This window comes from Acidovorax sp. GW821-FHT09A11 (assembly GCF_059418365.1).
Genome location: NZ_JBWKPS010000004.1, coordinates 192,355 through 209,020 on the forward strand (window position 1 = coordinate 192,355; position 16,666 = coordinate 209,020).

Genomic DNA, 16,666 nt, shown 5'->3' on the forward strand with positions numbered 1-16,666 from the left:
CCAAACTCTGCGTGAGGCCTCACTGCTTCGCCTGAATATGCACCGCAGACACTGGCTAGCCCATCTTCATTGGAGATGCGGTTGAAATCTTTGAATGGTTTCACGAACCCTTGCGTCGAGCAAGAACCCAGCTCCGTAGTTCGCTGCTAGCACATCGGCTTTTATCAAGAAAGCTTCGATGCCATTCCCATAGACAAACTGCATCGCCCCCCCCGTCCACGCCGGAAACCCAATCCCAAAAATCGACCCAATGTTCGCGTCATGCACGCTGGTCAGCACGCCCTCGGCCAGACAGCGCGCGGTTTCGATGGCTTGGCGGTAGAGCAGGCGGTCCTGGATCTCCTGCACGCTCCATTCCACGCCGGGCTTTTCGAACAGCGGTTTCAGCTCCGGCCACAGGTGCTTCCTGGCGCCTGCGGGGTAGTCGTAAAAGCCGCCACCACCCGCACGGCCAGGGCGCTTCAGCTCCTTGACCATGCGCTCCACCAGCAGCTCGCCGGGGGTGGCGGTGTAAGTCTTGCCTTCGGCGGCGTAGTCGGCGCGGGTCTGGTCCAGCACATGCACGCTCAGGGTCAGCGCGGTTTCGTCCAGCACGGCCAGCGGGCCCACGGGCAGGCCGGCCTGCATGGCGGCGTTTTCAATCGCGGCGGCAGGGATGCCTTCGCCCAGCATGGCGGCGCCTTCCATCACAAAGGTGCCGAAGGTGCGGCTGGTGTAGAAGCCGCGTGAGTCGTTGACCACGATGGGCACTTTGCCCAGGGCCTGCACATAGTCGAACGCGCGGGCCACGGTTTCGTCGTCCGTCTGTTTGCCGCGAATGATCTCCACCAGCTTCATCTTGTCCACGGGGCTGAAGAAGTGGATGCCGACAAACTTCTCGGGCCGGCTGCTGGCCGTGGCCAGGCCACTGATGGGCAGGGTGGAGGTGTTGCTGGCAAAGAAGCCGCCGGGTGCGAGCTGCGGCTCTGCCTCTTGCGTGACTTTGGCCTTGAGGTCGCGGCTTTCGAACACGGCTTCGATGATGAGGTCGCAGCCCGCCAGGTCGGCCGCGCTGGCGGTGGGCGTGATGCGAGAGAGCAGCGCCTGCTGCGCCTCGGGCGTCATGCGGCCCTTGTCCACGCGGGCCTGGGTGAGCTTGGTGCTATAGGCCTTGCCGGACTCGGCCTTTTCCGCGCTCACGTCCTTGAGCACGGTGGCGATGCCTTTGCTGGCTTGGGCCCAGGCGATGCCCGCGCCCATCATGCCGGCGCCCAGGATGCCGACCTTTTGTGGCTTGTAGCGTGGGGCCGATCCGGGGCGCGACTTACCGCTCTTGATCGCGTTCATGTCGAAGAAGAACGTGTTGATCATGTTGCGCGCCACGGGGCCGGTCATCAGGCGGGCGAGGTAGCGGCTTTCGATGCGCAGGGCGGTGTCGTAGTCCACCATCGCCCCTTCGACCATGGCGGCCAGCGCGGCCTCGGGCGCGGGGTAGCGGCCACGCGTGGTCTTCTTGAGCATGGCGGGCGCCACGGTGAGGGCGCCAGCAATCTTGGGGTTGGCGGGTGTGCCGCCGGGCATTTTGTAGTTCTTGTCGTCCCACGGCTGCACGGCGTGCGGGTGGGTGGCGATGTGGGAGAGGGCTGCGGGCAGCAACTGTTCGCGCGTGGCGACCAGCTCGTGCACCAGCTGCAGATCCAGCGCCTCGGCGGGGTTGAAGAGCTTGCCTTCCAGCACGTAGGGCTGTGCGCCCATCAGGCCCAGCAGGCGCGTCATCTTGGTCACGCCGGTGGCGCCGGGCATCAGGCCCAGGGTGACTTCGGGCAAGCCGAACTGGATCTTGGGGTCGGCCACGGCGATGCGGTAGTGGGCCACCAGGGCCACCTCCCACCCGCCGCCCAGCGCGGCGCCGTTGAGGCAGGCCACCACCGGCAGCCCCAAGGTTTCGAGCGTGCGGAAGTGCTTCTTCATGCGCTCGATTTCGCCAAACGCGCTGGGCGCATCGGCGGGCGTGAGGCGCATGGTGGCCTTGAGGTCGGCACCGGCAAAGAAGCTGGCCTTGGCGGATGCCAGCACGATGCCTTTGAGCGCAGCGCCCAGGCGTTCGCGGTCACCCAGCACCTGGGCCGTGACCTCGCCCAGCTCTTGCTGCCACTGGCGGCACATGGTGTTGACGGGGGAGTTGGCTTCGTCAAACGTGATGACGGCGACCTGGCCTTCGGTGCCCTGGGCGGGGATGAGTTCGTAGCGGATGGTTTGCATGCTGATGTCTCCGAATCGGTAATGGGCCATGGCGCAGCTATGGGGCGCGGCCTTGGATGAAGCGTGGCCGAGGCCAGCGGACGCCGTGGAACTGGCTTTGCCAGGCCAGTGGCGTCGTCCCCCTTCCCATCGCGCAGCGATGAGAGAAGGGGGAAGCGGCGCAGCCGCTCAGGGGGGTGTTCCTCATACGCGTTCAACGATGGTGGCGATGCCCATGCCTCCGCCCACGCACAGCGTGGCCAGGCCATAGCGCTGGCCCCGGCGGTGCAGTTCGTCAATCAGGGTGCCGAGGATCATGGCGCCCGTGGCGCCCAGCGGGTGGCCCATGGCGATGGCGCCGCCGTTCACGTTGACCTTGTCGTGCGGCACGCCCAGCTCGCGCATGAAGCGCATGGGCACGGCGGCGAAGGCCTCGTTCACTTCGAACAGGTCGATCTGGTCGATGGTCATGCCCGCGCGGGCCAGCGCCTTCTTGGCGGCGGGCACGGGGCCGGTGAGCATGATGGTGGGGTCGGCGCCGCTGAGCGCCGTGGCCACGATGCGTGCGCGCGGCGTCAGGCCATGGGCCTTGGCGGCAGCCTCGTTGCCGATGAGCACGGCGGCGGCGCCGTCCACGATGCCCGACGAGTTGCCCGCGTGGTGCACGTGGTGGATGCGCTCCACCTGCGGGTAGCGTTGCAGCGCCACGGCGTCAAAGCCCATGCCGCCCAGTTGCTCGAACGATGCCTTGAGCGCACCCAAGCCTTCGAGTGTCGTCTTGGGCTTGATGAATTCGTCCTCTGCCAGGATGGTCTGTCCGATGAAGTCGCGCACGGGCACGACGGAGTTCTTGAAGTAGCCCGCTGCGCGCGCGGCCGTGGCGCGGCGTTGCGATTCGAGCGCGAAGGCGTCCACGTCGGCGCGGGTGTAGCCGTCCAGCGTGGCGATCAGGTCGGCGCCGATGCCCTGGGGGACGAACAGCGTGGCGGAGTTGGTGGCGGGGTCTTGCGCCCAGGCGCCGCCGTCGGAGCCGATGGGCACGCGGCTCATGCTCTCCACGCCACCGGCCACCACCAGGTCTTCCCAGCCGCTGCGCACCTTTTGCGCGGCCAGGTTCACCGCTTCGAGGCCCGATGCGCAAAAACGGTTGACCTGCACACCCGCACAGCGAAAGTCCCACCCGGCCTTGAGCGCCGCGACCTTGGGCAGCACCGAGCCCTGTTCGCCCACGGGCGAGACGATGCCCATGACCACGTCGTCCACCGCTGCCGTATCAAAGCGGTGGCGCGCTTGCAGCTCGGTGAGCAGGCCCACGAGCAGGTCGATGGGCTTGACCTCGTGCAGGGTGCCGTCCTTCTTGCCCTTGCCACGCGGGGTGCGCAGCGCATCGAATACATAGGCTTCGGTCATGAATGGTCTCCGGTGGTCTTTAAACTGGAAGCTCGCTGGGTGATCGGGCAGGCGCTTGGGAGGCGCGCCCCATGCGGGTCGGCAGCGAGCGGTGCCTCGGCGGCGCACACCACAACAGCGCGCTTTCTGACGCGCGTGCGGTGGTTTTTGAACTATCTTTCTGCGGTTGCTCTCTCATTTTTGGCTATGAAACGAAATACATCCTCTGCATTGCAGCGCATGGTCCGTGGCGCTGTGGAATACGACGACACGCGCGATGGGTTTGCGCTGGAACACCATGTGGTATTGGCCGCATCCAGCGCGCTGGCGGTGGCGGCCTTCATGGCACCCAGCCGCAGCTCGGCAGCCATTCGCGGCATCGGCGCGGGTTTGCTGCTGATGCGTGCCCTGAGCGGCAGCCAGGGTGTCCGCTCCTGGTTGAATGTCACCGACCGCCGCCCCGGCGCGCCGCTCAGCCCCGAGGAAGCCCGCGCCGCCTGGTACCTGTGACGGTGTTGGGCGCCTGTCGCGGCGCAGTCCGTGGCGCTGGTCATGGTGCTATTTGCCCAGGCCCATGGCGCGCGCAATCACCTCTTTCATGATCTCGTTCGTGCCGCCGTAGATGCGCTGCACGCGCGCATCCGCGTAGGCGCGGGTGATGGGGTATTCCCACATGTAGCCGTAGCCGCCGAAGAGCTGCACGCATTCGTCCATCACCTTGCACTGCAGGTCGGTGGTCCAGTACTTGGCCATGCTGGCGGTATCGGTGTCGAGCTGGCCCTCCACGATCAGCTCGCAGCACTTGTCCACGAACACGCGGGCCACCTGCACCTGGGTCTGCAGCTCGGCCAGGGTGTGGCGGGTGTTCTGGAACGAGGCCACGCTCTGGCCGAAGACCTTGCGCTGCTTGACATAGTCCACCGTCCAGTCGATGGCGGCCTGCGCGGACGCCACGGCGGTGATGGCGATCTGCAGGCGCTCCCATGGCAGCTGCTCCATCAGGCAGATGAAGCCGCGCCCTTCCATGGCGAGGCCGCCCAGCAGGTTGGCGGCGGGCACCTTCACGTCCGTGAAGAACAGCTCGGAGGTGTCCTGCGCCTTCATGCCCATCTTCTTGAGGCGCTGGCCTTTTTCAAACCCAGGCATGCCGCGCTCCACCAGGAAGAGGCTGGTGCCCTTGGCCCCGGCCGCCGGGTCGGTCTTGGCGACCACGATCACCAGATCGGCATGCCAGCCGTTGGTGATGAAGGTCTTGCTGCCGTTGAGCACGTAGTGCGATCCATCGGCGCTTTTCATGGCGGTGGTCTTGATGCCCTGCAGGTCGCTGCCCGCGGCGGGCTCGCTCATGGCGATGGCGCCTACCATGGCGCCGCTGGCCATCTGCGGCAGGTAGCGGCGCTTTTGCTCCTCGGTGCCGTAGTGCAGGATGTAGGGCGCCACGATCTCGCTGTGCAGACCAAAGCCGATGCCGGTGGTGCCGGCGCGCGCCAGCTCTTCCATCTGCGCCACGGAGTAGAGCTTGTCGGCCCCGGCGCCGCCGTATTCCTCGGGCAGGCTCATGCACAGAAAGCCGTTGGCGCCCGCCTGGCTCCACACCTCGCGCGCCACGTAGCCCTGGTCTTCCCAGTCGGCGTGGTGGGGCGCCACCTCCTTGTCGATGAACCTGCGGAAGCTGTCGGCAAAGGCCTGGTGGTCGGGCTGGAAGAGGGTGCGTTCGATCATGGCGGTGGATTCGGTCTATTTATGCAAAGTTACTGCTTGGTTAAATTCTGCCACCGACTGGGCCCGAGCGCATCCCCTGAAACACAAAAGCCGCCCGAAGGCGGCTTGGGAGCGGGTGGTCAGACCCTCATGGCTTGACGTAGTCGGACACCACCTTCCACTTGCCATCGGTGATCTGCGACAGGCGAGAAAGATCGCTGCCCAGGCGCTTTTGCGGGCCGTAGGTGGCCTCGGCGCTGCCGAACATGTCGGGCGGGATCACCATGGTGTCCATGGCCTTGATGAAGCTGTCGGTGGTAAGGCTGGTGCCCGCCTTCTGGGCTGCCTTGATGAAGGCATCCACCGCCCCGTAGCCGTAGACCGAGAACACCGTGGGGTCTTCGTTGAACTTGGTCTTGTACTTGTTGGCCCAGAAGCGGATGGGCTGGCTGGCCTCGTCCAGGTAGGGGTGCTGCACCGTCATGGTGGCGTACAGGCCGTCCATGGGCTTGCCGCCCAGCTTGTGGATGAGGTCGGTGTACGCGGCGCTGGAGCCCAGGAACGTGGGGTTGAAGCCCGTTTTGCGTGACTCGCCGATGGTGCCGATGGTCTCGCGGATGATGGTGCCCAGGATCACGAAGTCGCAGTCCGACGACTTCATCTTGGCGACCTGCGACGAGAAGTCGGTGGCGCCGCGTTTGTACGACGTCTTCTCGGTGAATTCCATGCCCAGGGACTTGAGCGCCGCCTCGCCGCCACGCATCACCTCCAGGCCGAATTCATCGTCCTGGTAGATGGTGCAGACCTTCTTGGCGCCTTTTTCCTTGATGAGCTTGGGTGCGGCCAGGCGGATCTGGTCGTAGTAGGTGGCGGCGAACGAATACTTGAGCTTGTGGAAGGGCTCGTACATCTCGCGCGCGGCGGTGACCGGGAAGAAGTTGATCACGTTCTTGCTGAACTGCACGGGCATGGCGGCCAGGTTCTGTGCCGTGCCGATGTGCGCCACCATCATGAAGATCTTGTCCTGGTTCACGAGCTTCTGCGCGGCCAGCACGGCTTTCTTGGGGTCGTAGCCCGAGTCTTCCACCTTCAGGTCGAGCTTGCGGCCGTTGACGCCGCCTTGCTCGTTGGCCTCGTCCACGCGCAGCATCATGCCCAGCCGCACCTGCTTGCCAAAGCCCGCCAGTGGGCCGGACAGGTCCTGGATGGAGCCCAGGGTGATGGTGTCCTTGCTCACGCCCTGGCTGGGCTGCGCCTGCGCAGCACCTGCGGCCATGGCCACGATGGCCAGCGCGGCAATGTGATGAAGTTTCATGGCACGTCTCCTTGAATGGATCAGTCGTTATAGAACGATGCCCAGGGTGGGGCACCAGCACTTTCCCTATGCCGCGCGCCACCTGGCGCAGGCTGCCTAGCGGTACATGGCGTCAATCTGGGGCGCGTACTTCTGCTGCACCAGCTTGCGCTTGAGCTTCATGGTGGGCGTGAGCTCCTCGTCCTCGGCGGTGAGCTGCGTGTCGAGCAGGAAGAACTTCTTGATCTGCTCCACGCGTGCGAACCGGGTGTTCACGCGGTCGATCTCGGCCTGGATCAGGTCCTGCACCTCGCGGGCGCGGGTCAGGCTGGCGTAGTTGCTGAAGGGCACGTCGTTGTCCTGCGCATATTTCTCCACGTTCTCCTGGTCGATCATGATGATCACCGTGAGGTAGGGGAGCTTGTCGCCGATGACGACGGCGTCCGTCACGTAGGGGCTGAACTTGAGCTCGTTCTCCAGCTCGCTGGGCGTGATGTTCTTGCCCCCGGCCGTGATGATGATGTCCTTCATGCGGTCGGTGATGCGCAGGTAGCCGTCGGCGTCGATGGTGCCCACGTCGCCCGTGTGCAGCCAGCCGTCGGCGTCGATGGTCTCGGCCGTCTTTTCGGGCAGGTTGAGGTAGCCCTTGAACACATTGGGGCCGCGCACCAGGATCTCGCCCGTGGCGGGGTCGATGCGCACCTCGTTGTAGCTGGCCGCCGGGCCGATGGAGCCGGGCTTGATGCGGCTGGCGGGCACGCCGGTGGCGGCGCCGCAGGTCTCCGTCATGCCCCACACCTCCAGCATGGGCACGCCCAGGGCCAGGTACCACTTCACCAGTTCGGGCGAGATGGGCGCTGCGCCCGTGACGAGGAAGCGCGCGCGGTGGATGCCGATGAGCTTGCGCACGTTGTTCAGCGCCAGAAAGCGCGCCAGCATGAACTTCGCCTTCAGCAGTCCCCCTACCGGCTGGCCCGCCAGCACGCGGTCTGCAATGCGGGTGCCCACGCCAATCGACCAGGCATAGGCCGCCTGCTGCAGGCGCGTGGATTCCTTGAGCGCGATCATCACGCCCGAATAGAACTTCTCCCACACGCGCGGCACGGCGGTGAACACCGTGGGCGCGATCTCGCGCACGTTCTCGGGCACGGTGTCGGGGTTCTCGACGAAGTTCAGGCGCGAGCCGGTGTACAGCGAGAAGTATTCGCCGCCCATGCGCTCGGCGATGTGGCACAGCGGCAGGAAGCACATGGCCTCGTCGTCTTCGGTGCGCGATATCAGCGTGTTGTAGCCGCGCACCGTGTAGGTGAGCGCGGCGTGCGTGTGCATCGCGCCCTTGGGCTTGCCGGTGGTGCCCGAGGTGTAGACGAGGATGGCCACGTCCTCGGGCTGGCAGGCCTGTACCCGGCGCATGAGCGCGTCGGGGTTCTGCTGGTTCCAGGCGCGGCCCATGTCGCGCAGCGCATCCAGGCTGATGACGCCCGGGTCCTGAAGGCCGCGCAGGCCCTCCATGTCGAAGACGACGATCTTGCGCAGCAGCGGCAGGTTGGCGCGCACCTCCAGTGCCTTGTCGAGCTGCTCATCGTCTTCGACGAACAGCACGCTGGTGCTGGAGTCTTCGCTCAGGTAGTGCACCTGGGCGGCCGCGTCGGTGGGGTAGATGCCGTTGGACACGCCGCCGCAGCTGAGCACGGCCAGGTCGGCCAGCACCCATTCGATGTTGGTGCTCGACAGGATGGAGGCGCAGTCGCCGCGCGCAAACCCCAGCGACATGAGTCCGCCCGCGATCTCGCGCACGGCCTCGGCGGTCTGGTCCCAGGTCCAGCTCTTCCAGATCCCCATTTCCTTCTGGCGCATCCACACGCGCGGGCCGCGCTCGGCCACGGCGTTCCAGAACATGGCCGAGATGGTGCTGCCGGCCAGCACGTCGGTGCCGGCGGGCTGGATGTGATCGAGGTCCCAGAGATTGCTCATGTAGTCCTCACCGCCAAGTCTTTTTCTTCTTCCACCGCCGCTCACCCCGCACGCCGACATCCTTCATGCCCAGGTAGAACTCCTTGATGTCGTCCTTCTCGCGCAGGCGCTCGCAGCTGTCCTCCATCACGATGCGGCCGTTCTCCAGCACGTAGCCGTAGTCCGATGCGTTGAGCGCCATGTTGGCGTTCTGCTCGACCAGCAGGATGGTGGTGCCGCGCTCGCGGTTGATGCGCACCACGATCTCGAAGATCTCCTTGGTGAGCTTCGGGGACAGGCCCAGGCTGGGCTCGTCGAGCAGGATGAGTTCGGGGTTGGCCATGAGCGCGCGCGAGATGGCCAGCATCTGCTGCTGCCCGCCCGAGAGCAGGCCCGCGTCCTGCGCGGCGCGTTCCTTCAGGATGGGGAAGTAGCCGTACACGGTTTCGATGTCGCGCGCCACGGCGTCGGCGTCGCCGCGGGTGTAGGCGCCCATGAGCAGGTTGTCGCGCACCGACAGCAGCGCGAACACCTCGCGCCCCTCGGGCACATGCATGAGGCCCCGGCGCACGATGGCCGCCGGGTCGTTGGCGGTGATGTCGGCGCCCTGGAACTCGATGGAGCCCTTGCGCGGGTCGATGATGCCGCTGATGGTCTTCAGGATGGTGGTCTTGCCCGCGCCGTTGCTGCCCAGCACGGCGGCGATCTCGCCGCGCCGAACCTGCAGGCTCACGCCCCGGATGGCCTTGATGGGGCCGTAGGCGCTTTCCACATTCTGCAGGCGCAGCAGAGGTTGGTCGGCCGCCGCGGCGGCTGGTGTGTTGACGGCGGCAAGTACGGCGCTCATTCGGAAACCTCCGTGCTGCGCGCTGCGGTGCGAGCTTGCTTGGGGCGGCCCGGCGCGGCGCTCATGCCCGGACCCCCAGGTGGGAACCCGCCGGGCGGCGCAGGTTGCTCACATCGTCGATGGTGCCCAGGTAGGCCTCGATCACGCCGGGGTGCGACTGCACCTCGCGCGGCGTGCCCATGGCCACGACCTCGCCCTGGTTCATCGCCAGCACGCGGTCGGACACCTTGGAGACCAGCGACATGTCGTGCTCCACCATCAGCACGGTGATGCCCAGCTCGTGCTGGATGTCCTGGATCCAGAAGGCCATGTCGTCGGTCTCCTCCACGTTCAGGCCCGACGAGGGTTCGTCGAGCAGCAGCAGCTGCGGCTCGGTGCACAGCGCGCGCGCCAGCTCCACCACTTTGCGCACGCCGTAGGGCAGGCCGGCCACCAGCGTGTCGCGGTAGTGCTGCAGGTCGAGAAAGTCGATGACCTGCTCGGCCTTCTCGCGGGCTCGCACCTCGGCGTCGCGCACCTTGCGGGTGAACAGCATGTCGGCCCACAGGCCGGTCTCGCGCCGCGTGTGGCGGCCGATCAGCAGGTTGTGCAGCACGCTCGCGTGCTCGAAGAGCTCGATATTCTGGAAGGTGCGCGCTATCCCCAGGCCCGCCACCTTGTGCGGCGGCTGGTCGGTGAGCGGCAGCATCGCGCCGCCCGGGCCCGCGTAGGCGATGGTGCCGGTGGTGGGCGTGTAGATGCGGCTGATGAGGTTGAACACCGTGGTCTTGCCCGCGCCGTTCGGGCCGATGAGGGTGAACACCTCGCCCCGGCGCACGTCGAAGCTCACGTTGTTGACCGCCAGCACGCCGCCAAAGCGCACGCTGAGGTTCTGGGCGCTGAGCAGGATTTCGTCAGTCATGGGTACAGCAATTGGGGTCATTTCACTGGTCCATTGCGCTGAATGCCGCTCGCGGCCTTTGCGACTGGCGTGACCGAGGCCAGTGCCTCCGCGCAAGGGCCGCCCCCGCCGCGCTGGGGGCGTTCCCCTCCCGAATCGCACAGCGGGTCGAGAGAGGGGGAAGGCGCGAGGCGACTCAGGGGGTGCTTCATCTCAGCCTGTCCGACTTCTGGAAGGACTTCTGCCGCTTGAACAGGCCCTTGCGGTAGAACGGGAACATCTGCAGCCAGGTGCGCACCTTGAGCCAGCGGCCGTACAGCCCCATGGGCTCGAACAGCACGAAGGCGATCAGGACCGCGCCATAGACCACCGCCTGCAGGCCCGGCGCCTGGCCCACGGCGGCGGGCAGCCAGTCCTTGCTCAGCGAGATCAGCTGGGGCATCGAGATCAGGAAGATCGCGCCCAGGAACGCGCCGTGCACCGAGCCCAGGCCGCCGATCACGATCATCAGCAGCAGGTCGATGGACTGCAGGATGTTGAACTGGTCCGGCGAGATGAACTGCAGCTTGTGCGCATACAGCGCGCCACCGATGCCGGCCAGGGCCGCCGAGATCGAGAACGACAGCGTCTTGTAGCGCGCGAGGTGGATGCCCATGCTCTGCGCCGAGATCTCCGAATCACGGATCGCCACGAAGGCCCGGCCCGTGGGCGAGCGCAGCAGGTTCAGGATGGCCAGGGTGCTGACCACGGCGATCACGAGGCACAGGAAGTAGAAGGACTCGGTGGATTCGAACTTGAAGCCCCAGATCTCGGGCGGCACCAGGTGCTTGCCGGAGTTGCCCCCGGTGACCGACTCCCACCGCGCGAACACCTCCTCGACGATGAAGCCGAACGACAGCGTGGCCATGCCCAGGTAGATGCCCTTCACGCGCAGCGCGGGCAGCCCCACCACCACGCCCACGGCGGCCGACAGCCCCGCCGCGCAGGCCAGCGACAGCGCGAACGGCCAGCCCATGCCCGTGAGCACCGCCTGCGTGTACGCCCCCACGCCGAGGAAGGCCGCATGTCCGAGCGAGAACAACCCCGTGAACCCGGCCAGCAGCATGAGCCCCAGGCCCACGATGGCGTAGATCAGCACAAAGGTGAGCTGGGCCAGCCAATACTCTGGCGCCACCCAGGGTGCTGCGACCAGCCCTACGGCCAGCAGGCTGTACCAGAAGACATGCCCGCCATGTTTGGCGAGGCGCAGGTCTTGTTCGTAGCTGGTCTTGAAGATGAATCTCATGGGGTCACACCTTCTTGCGCAGCTTTTCGCCGAACAGCCCATTCGGTTTGACCATCAACATGATCAGCACCACGATGTACGCCGCCGTGTCCTTGAAGCCGTCGGGCAGATAAAAACCCGAGAGCGATTCGACGATCCCGATGACCAACCCTCCCACGATGGCGCCCGGCAGGCTGCCAAAGCCGCCCACTACGGCGGCGGGAAACGCCTTCAGCCCGATCAGCCCCATGTTGGCGTGCACGAAGGTGATGGGCGCCAGCAGCAGCCCCGCCACGGCAGCCACGGCGGCGGCCAGGCCCCAGGCCAGGCCGTTGAGCCGCTGCACGGGGATGCCCATGTAGTACGCGGCCAGCTGGTTCTGCGACGAGGCCTGCATCGCGATGCCCAGCTTGCTGTAGCGGAACATAGCGAACAGCAGCACGCACAGTGCGGCCGTGGCGCCAATCACCACCAGCTGCTCGGCGTTGAGCACCAGCGCGCCCAGGCGGAACGACAGGTCCTTGTAGGGCACGGGCAGCGTGTGCGTGTCGGTGCCGATGTTGGGAATCATGGTGACCAGCCCGCGCAGCACGTAGCCGATGCCGATGGTGAGCATGACGATGGAGAACGCGGGCTGACCGAGGATGGGGCGGATCACCGCGCGTTCGAGCACCACGCCGAAAAGGCCCATGGCCAGGATGCTGGCGAGCACCGCCACCCAGAAGGGAAAGCCCAGCACCGTCATGAGCGCCAGGCCGCAGAACGCGCCCAGCATCATCAGCTCGCCCTGGGCGAAGCTCACGGTCTCCGTGGCCTTGTAGATGAGCACGAAGCCCAGCGCTATCAGGCCGTAGATGCACCCCTGGGAGATACCGCTGATCAACAGTTGCAAGAATTGCACCCTGGCGCTCCAGAATATTTTTACAAAGCGATTGCTTTGCATAAATAATGGTGCCTGTGCCGGACGCATCCCGCACTCGGGGCTAACCCTGATCGGTCCCGGCGCATATTGACGCAGTGCGCGGCGGGGCGCAATAAGGGTTGCGTCCGATAGGCGCACCCCGGGGCGCCCTCCGGCAGGGCCGGGGAAGGCGCGCAACACCCTCTGAGAGAACGCCATGTCCGTACAGATAGAGACCGAGGACCGTGTCACGCTGGTGACACTGCACCGCCCCGACGTGCGCAATGCCGTGGACGCGGCGACCGCGCGAGCGCTCCACGCCGCGTTCCTGGCGTTCGAGCAGGACGGCGCGGCCGACGTGGCGGTGTTCCATGGCGCTGGCGGGCATTTCTGCGCGGGCTGGGACCTGCAGTCGGGGGCGCGGCTGCAGGCGCAGGGCGTGGCGCCCGAGGCGCTGGCCGGATCGCTCGATTTCACGGCCGACACCCCGTTGCCGCTGGGGCCGATGGGCCCCAGCCGGTTGCACCTCACCAAGCCGGTGATCGCCGCGGTCAGCGGCGCGGCCGTGGCCGGTGGCATGGAGCTGGCGCTGTGGTGCGACCTGCGCGTGATGGAGGAGGACGCGTACTTCGGTGTCTTTTGCCGCCGCTTCGGCGTGCCGCTGATCGATGGCGGAACCGTGCGCCTGCCCCGCCTGGTGGGCCTGTCGCACGCGCTGGACCTCATCCTCACCGGCCGCAAGGTCGGGTCGGCGGAGGCCTTGCGCATGGGGCTGTGCAACCGCGTGGTGCCCCCGGGGCAGGCGCTGCAGGCGTCGCTCGCGCTGGCGCGGGAGATCGCAGCATTCCCGCAGGCCACGCTGCGCGCCGACCGGGCCAGCGCGCTCGCGGCCGAAGGGCTGCCGCTGCAGGAGGCCCTGCTGCGCGAGTGGGCGGGGGGCCGGGCGTGCCTGGCCGACGCCCTGCGGGGAGCGGCGCGGTTCGCCGACGGGCAGGGACGCCATGGTGATTTTTGAGTGAAAATGGCCGCCAGCGCTTATCGTGAAAGCGCAGTGCGCTATATAAAATATAGCAAATGACGTTCGTGGGCCCGAGCTGCCCGCGCGCACTCCCCCAGGAAACCCATGAGCAAATCCACCACACCGCCCCCGCAAGCCTTCGAGCCCGACTTCATTGCCGGGCTCAAGGCCATCTTTGAAGAGAAGATCGTGTTCAACCAGGTGCTGGGCCTCAAGATCACCTCCCTCAAGCCCGATGGCGTGGTGGGCCGCATCGACATGAAGCCGGACCTGGTGGGCCACTATGCGTACAACCGCATCCACGGCGGCGTGATCAGCGCGGGGCTGGACGCCATGGGCGGGCTGGCCGTGATGGCGGCCATCGGCGCCAAGCACATGGACGAGGCGCCCGAGCAGCGCCTGCACCGCTTTGCCAAGCTGGGCACCATCGACCTGCGCATCGACTACCTGCGCCCCGGCATCGGCAGCCACTTCGAGCTGCGCGCCAACGTGCTGCGACTGGGCTCGCGCGTGGCCAGCACGCGCATGGAATTCCTCGGCCCGGACGGGGAGATCATGTCGGCGGGGGCCGCGGCGTACATCGTGTCGTAGCGCCCTGAGCGGCTAGGCCGCTGTGCGGCGCGGGCGGGGACGGCGCCTTCGCTGCGGGGCGGCTTCACCGCCAACGCGCTGCGCGCGCACCCCTCTTCGGACACGGGGGCGAGGTCACGGCCGTTGCCGCGCCCCATCGCGTGGATGTGTGATCCCGCAAGCCTTGCAAGCGCATGCTACGGACGAACCGTTTGGTTACCGTTCTTGCGTAACGAAGGCATCTTTCACAGGGCCCCAAACCTACGATGACTTCTTTTCAAGGAGATCTGATGGCCGTGCAAAATCCCTTCTTTGGCAAGCGTGAACCTGAGTCGTTCCAACCCCGCCATGGCACCACCACTTCATCATCCTCATCTGCCGCCTCCAGCCTGAGCGGCACGGCGGCCAGCAGCGCGGCGACGGCGCAGTCCGTGGCCGGCACCGCCGCCAACCGGTCTTCCAGCGACTCATCGGGCAGCAAGCTCACGGTGGGCCCCAACATCAAGCTCAAGGGCGTGGAGATCACCGATTGCGATACGCTCGTGGTCGAAGGCACGGTCGAGGCCACCATGGATTCGCGCGTCATCCAGATCTCTGAAAACGGCGCCTTCCGCGGCTCGGCCGAGATCGACATCGCCGAAATCCATGGCGAGTTCAATGGCACGCTCACCGTGCGCCAGAAGCTCGTGATCTACAGCACCGGCAAGGTCAACGGCAAGATCCGCTACGGCAAGCTGGTGGTGGAAGAGGGCGGGCAGCTCGCGGGCGAGATCGAGGCGGGCTTTGCCAGCGGCGCGTCGTCGTCCGGCGCGCAGCGCACGGCGTCTGCACCGCTGCGGGCCGAGCCCACGGCGATGGCGGCCTGATCCGCATCGCGGCACACAGATAACCAGGGCATTCAGGCACCCGCGGCAGCCCGGCCTGGCTGGAGCCGTCACGGGTGCCTAGTGCCGTCCTGCGCGTCGGTGGCGGTGCGGCGCGGGCGCGGAGAAGGCGGCATGGAAACGGCTTTGTAGAATTTCCACGTCGTCCTGCACTCCGGGCGCGCTTTCTTCGCGCCATCGCCACCATGACACGAGTTCTATTTGCCATGTGCCTTGCCTTGGCTGCGCTCAACGCCTGGCCGCAGGCCGAGCCGTCCGAGCCCGTGCGGCGCGCCACGCGGCAGCCGGTGCAGCGCGATGCCGCGCCCGGCCCCGCGCAGGCACCCACACCGGCCGGCGCCCTCACGCCCTTCGTGGATGCCCATGTGCACCTCAACAGCCTGCCAATGCAGCTGGAGCTCATGGCGCGCTGGGGGGCCAGCCACGCGGTGGTGTTCTGGGGCGGGCGCAGCAGCAATGAGTCCGTGGCCGAGGCCGCGCGCCAGCACCCCGGCATGCTGATTCCGTTCGCCTCGATATCGCCCGAACGCACGGCGTACCGGCCGCACTGGGAGCACAACGGCGTCGAGCTGCTCACACAGCTCGACGACATGCTGGCGACCGGCCTCTACAAGGGCATCGGCGAGATCTCGGTGGCGCACTTTCCCTCGGCCGGCTTCGCGGAGACGGACTTCGGCGTGGCCGGCCCGATGATGGCGGGCATCCTGGAGCTGGCCCGCAAGCACAAGGTGCCGGTGATGGTGCATGTCGAAAGCACGCGCATGGCGGAGCTTTCACAGCTCTTGCAGCGGTTCCCGGATGTGCCCGTGATCTGGGCGCACGGGGGCTATACGCCGCTGTTCCTGGCGCGGCGCATGCTGGAGCGGCATCCCAACCTCTACTACGAACTGAGTGCGCGCACCTGGCCGCACCATCCCCGCTCGCCGGACTACACCATCCTGCGCGATGGCACGCGCGTTTGGCCCGAGTGGCTGGCGCTCATCGAGGAGCAGCCCGGGCGCTTTCTGGTGGGAACGGATGCGAGCCACCGCTCGGCCGCGAGCGACGACATGAAGTACGCGAGCGTGCAGGGCTTCCTGGCCCAGCTGTCGCCTGGCGCGCGCCAGCAGGTGGCGCGGGGCACGCTGATGCGGCTGGTGGGGCTCGGGCAGCCCTAGGCCGCATGCCGGTCCGGGCCTTCCCGGAAAGCCTGCGCAAAGGCCGGGCCGTGCGGGGCCGTTTCTCCCCTACGACGGATTCGGCGCCAGCTTGGGCACGGGGCGCGGGCGTCCCTGCTCGTCGATGGCCACGTAGGTGAGCCGCGCCTCCGTCACCTTCACGTACCGGCCCTGCTCGGCAAAACGCTCGGCATACACCTCCACCTCCACGGTGACCGAGGTGTTGCCCACGCGCGTGATGGACGAGAAGAACGACAGGATGTCGCCCACGCGCACGGGCTGCTTGAAGATGAACTCGTTCACTGCCACGGTGGCCATGCGGCCCTGCATGTAGCGCGCGGGCAGCACCGAGCCGGCGAGGTCGACCTGTGCCATCACCCAGCCCCCGAAGATGTCGCCGTTGCCATTGGTGTCGGCGGGCATGGGGATCACCTTGAGCACCAGTTCCTTGTCGGAGGGCAATGCGGCGGGGGGCGGGCTGAAAACGGCAGACATGGGCACAATCTCGGTTGGGGCTGAGCCAATCCTTGGGGAACCAGGGGTTTCATCACAGGCTCGCGCCCTGCAAAAAACCACCTGGGCATCAGC

The 16,666-nt window shown here is 66.7% G+C and carries 15 protein-coding genes; 5 read left to right on the plus strand and 10 right to left on the minus strand.

Annotated elements, in window-relative coordinates; translation table 11 throughout:
- Positions 1 to 66: 66 nt before the first annotated feature.
- Both AC07PV_RS12020 and AC07PV_RS12025 read right to left on the minus strand, forming a co-directional pair.
- The gene (locus AC07PV_RS12020; RefSeq protein WP_494630352.1) at positions 67 to 2,241 is read right to left on the minus strand and encodes a 3-hydroxyacyl-CoA dehydrogenase NAD-binding domain-containing protein; all 2,175 of its coding nucleotides are present in this window, start codon (positions 2,239 to 2,241) and stop codon (positions 67 to 69) included.
- A gap of 183 nt (positions 2,242 to 2,424) precedes the next feature.
- A complete protein-coding gene (locus tag AC07PV_RS12025) occupies positions 2,425 to 3,630 on the minus strand; it encodes an acetyl-CoA C-acetyltransferase (RefSeq protein ID WP_494630353.1) in 1,206 nt (401 codons plus the stop codon).
- A 186-nt stretch (positions 3,631 to 3,816) separates the two neighbouring features.
- On the opposite strand from AC07PV_RS12025, the gene AC07PV_RS12030 reads away from it, so the two are divergent.
- The gene (locus AC07PV_RS12030) at positions 3,817 to 4,119 is read left to right on the plus strand and encodes a hypothetical protein (RefSeq protein WP_225584958.1); all 303 of its coding nucleotides are present in this window, start codon (positions 3,817 to 3,819) and stop codon (positions 4,117 to 4,119) included.
- Between the two features lie 48 nt (positions 4,120 to 4,167).
- Here the strand turns inward: AC07PV_RS12030 and AC07PV_RS12035 are convergent, their stop codons facing one another.
- The 7 genes from AC07PV_RS12035 to AC07PV_RS12065 form a co-directional block, all read right to left on the minus strand.
- Positions 4,168 to 5,331, minus strand: a complete 1,164-nt coding sequence (locus AC07PV_RS12035) for an acyl-CoA dehydrogenase family protein (RefSeq protein ID WP_494630354.1) — start codon at positions 5,329 to 5,331, stop codon at positions 4,168 to 4,170.
- Between the two features lie 127 nt (positions 5,332 to 5,458).
- Positions 5,459 to 6,625, minus strand: a complete 1,167-nt coding sequence (locus tag AC07PV_RS12040) for an ABC transporter substrate-binding protein (RefSeq protein ID WP_218340479.1) — start codon at positions 6,623 to 6,625, stop codon at positions 5,459 to 5,461.
- A gap of 96 nt (positions 6,626 to 6,721) precedes the next feature.
- The gene (locus AC07PV_RS12045) at positions 6,722 to 8,578 is read right to left on the minus strand and encodes an AMP-dependent synthetase/ligase (RefSeq protein WP_218340478.1); all 1,857 of its coding nucleotides are present in this window, start codon (positions 8,576 to 8,578) and stop codon (positions 6,722 to 6,724) included.
- Between the two features lie 7 nt (positions 8,579 to 8,585).
- A complete protein-coding gene (locus tag AC07PV_RS12050) occupies positions 8,586 to 9,404 on the minus strand; it encodes an ABC transporter ATP-binding protein (protein WP_218340477.1) in 819 nt (272 codons plus the stop codon).
- A 61-nt stretch (positions 9,405 to 9,465) separates the two neighbouring features.
- Positions 9,466 to 10,305, minus strand: coding sequence for an ABC transporter ATP-binding protein (locus AC07PV_RS12055; protein ID WP_494630355.1), 840 nt, complete (start codon positions 10,303 to 10,305; stop codon positions 9,466 to 9,468).
- A 187-nt stretch (positions 10,306 to 10,492) separates the two neighbouring features.
- Entirely contained in the window at positions 10,493 to 11,569 is a 1,077-nt protein-coding gene (locus tag AC07PV_RS12060) for a branched-chain amino acid ABC transporter permease (protein WP_218293235.1), read from the minus strand.
- A 4-nt stretch (positions 11,570 to 11,573) separates the two neighbouring features.
- Complete coding sequence (locus tag AC07PV_RS12065) at positions 11,574 to 12,449, minus strand: branched-chain amino acid ABC transporter permease (RefSeq protein WP_218293236.1); 876 nt, start codon at positions 12,447 to 12,449, stop codon at positions 11,574 to 11,576.
- A gap of 217 nt (positions 12,450 to 12,666) precedes the next feature.
- On the opposite strand from AC07PV_RS12065, the gene AC07PV_RS12070 reads away from it, so the two are divergent.
- The 4 genes from AC07PV_RS12070 (at position 12,667) to AC07PV_RS12085 (ending at position 16,078) form a co-directional block, all read left to right on the plus strand.
- Positions 12,667 to 13,464 (plus strand): crotonase/enoyl-CoA hydratase family protein, encoded by a 798-nt coding sequence (locus AC07PV_RS12070; RefSeq protein WP_218340475.1) that lies wholly within the window; start codon positions 12,667 to 12,669, stop codon positions 13,462 to 13,464.
- 108 nt (positions 13,465 to 13,572) lie between these two features.
- Complete coding sequence (locus AC07PV_RS12075) at positions 13,573 to 14,058, plus strand: thioesterase family protein (protein WP_218293238.1); 486 nt, start codon at positions 13,573 to 13,575, stop codon at positions 14,056 to 14,058.
- A gap of 269 nt (positions 14,059 to 14,327) precedes the next feature.
- The gene (locus AC07PV_RS12080; protein WP_218340474.1) at positions 14,328 to 14,903 is read left to right on the plus strand and encodes a bactofilin family protein; all 576 of its coding nucleotides are present in this window, start codon (positions 14,328 to 14,330) and stop codon (positions 14,901 to 14,903) included.
- A gap of 203 nt (positions 14,904 to 15,106) precedes the next feature.
- Entirely contained in the window at positions 15,107 to 16,078 is a 972-nt protein-coding gene (locus AC07PV_RS12085; protein ID WP_494630357.1) for an amidohydrolase family protein, read from the plus strand.
- A gap of 69 nt (positions 16,079 to 16,147) precedes the next feature.
- Here AC07PV_RS12085 and AC07PV_RS12090 read toward each other — a convergent pair whose 3' ends face one another.
- The gene (locus AC07PV_RS12090; protein ID WP_218293241.1) at positions 16,148 to 16,573 is read right to left on the minus strand and encodes an acyl-CoA thioesterase; all 426 of its coding nucleotides are present in this window, start codon (positions 16,571 to 16,573) and stop codon (positions 16,148 to 16,150) included.
- Between the last annotated feature and the right edge of the window lie 93 nt (positions 16,574 to 16,666).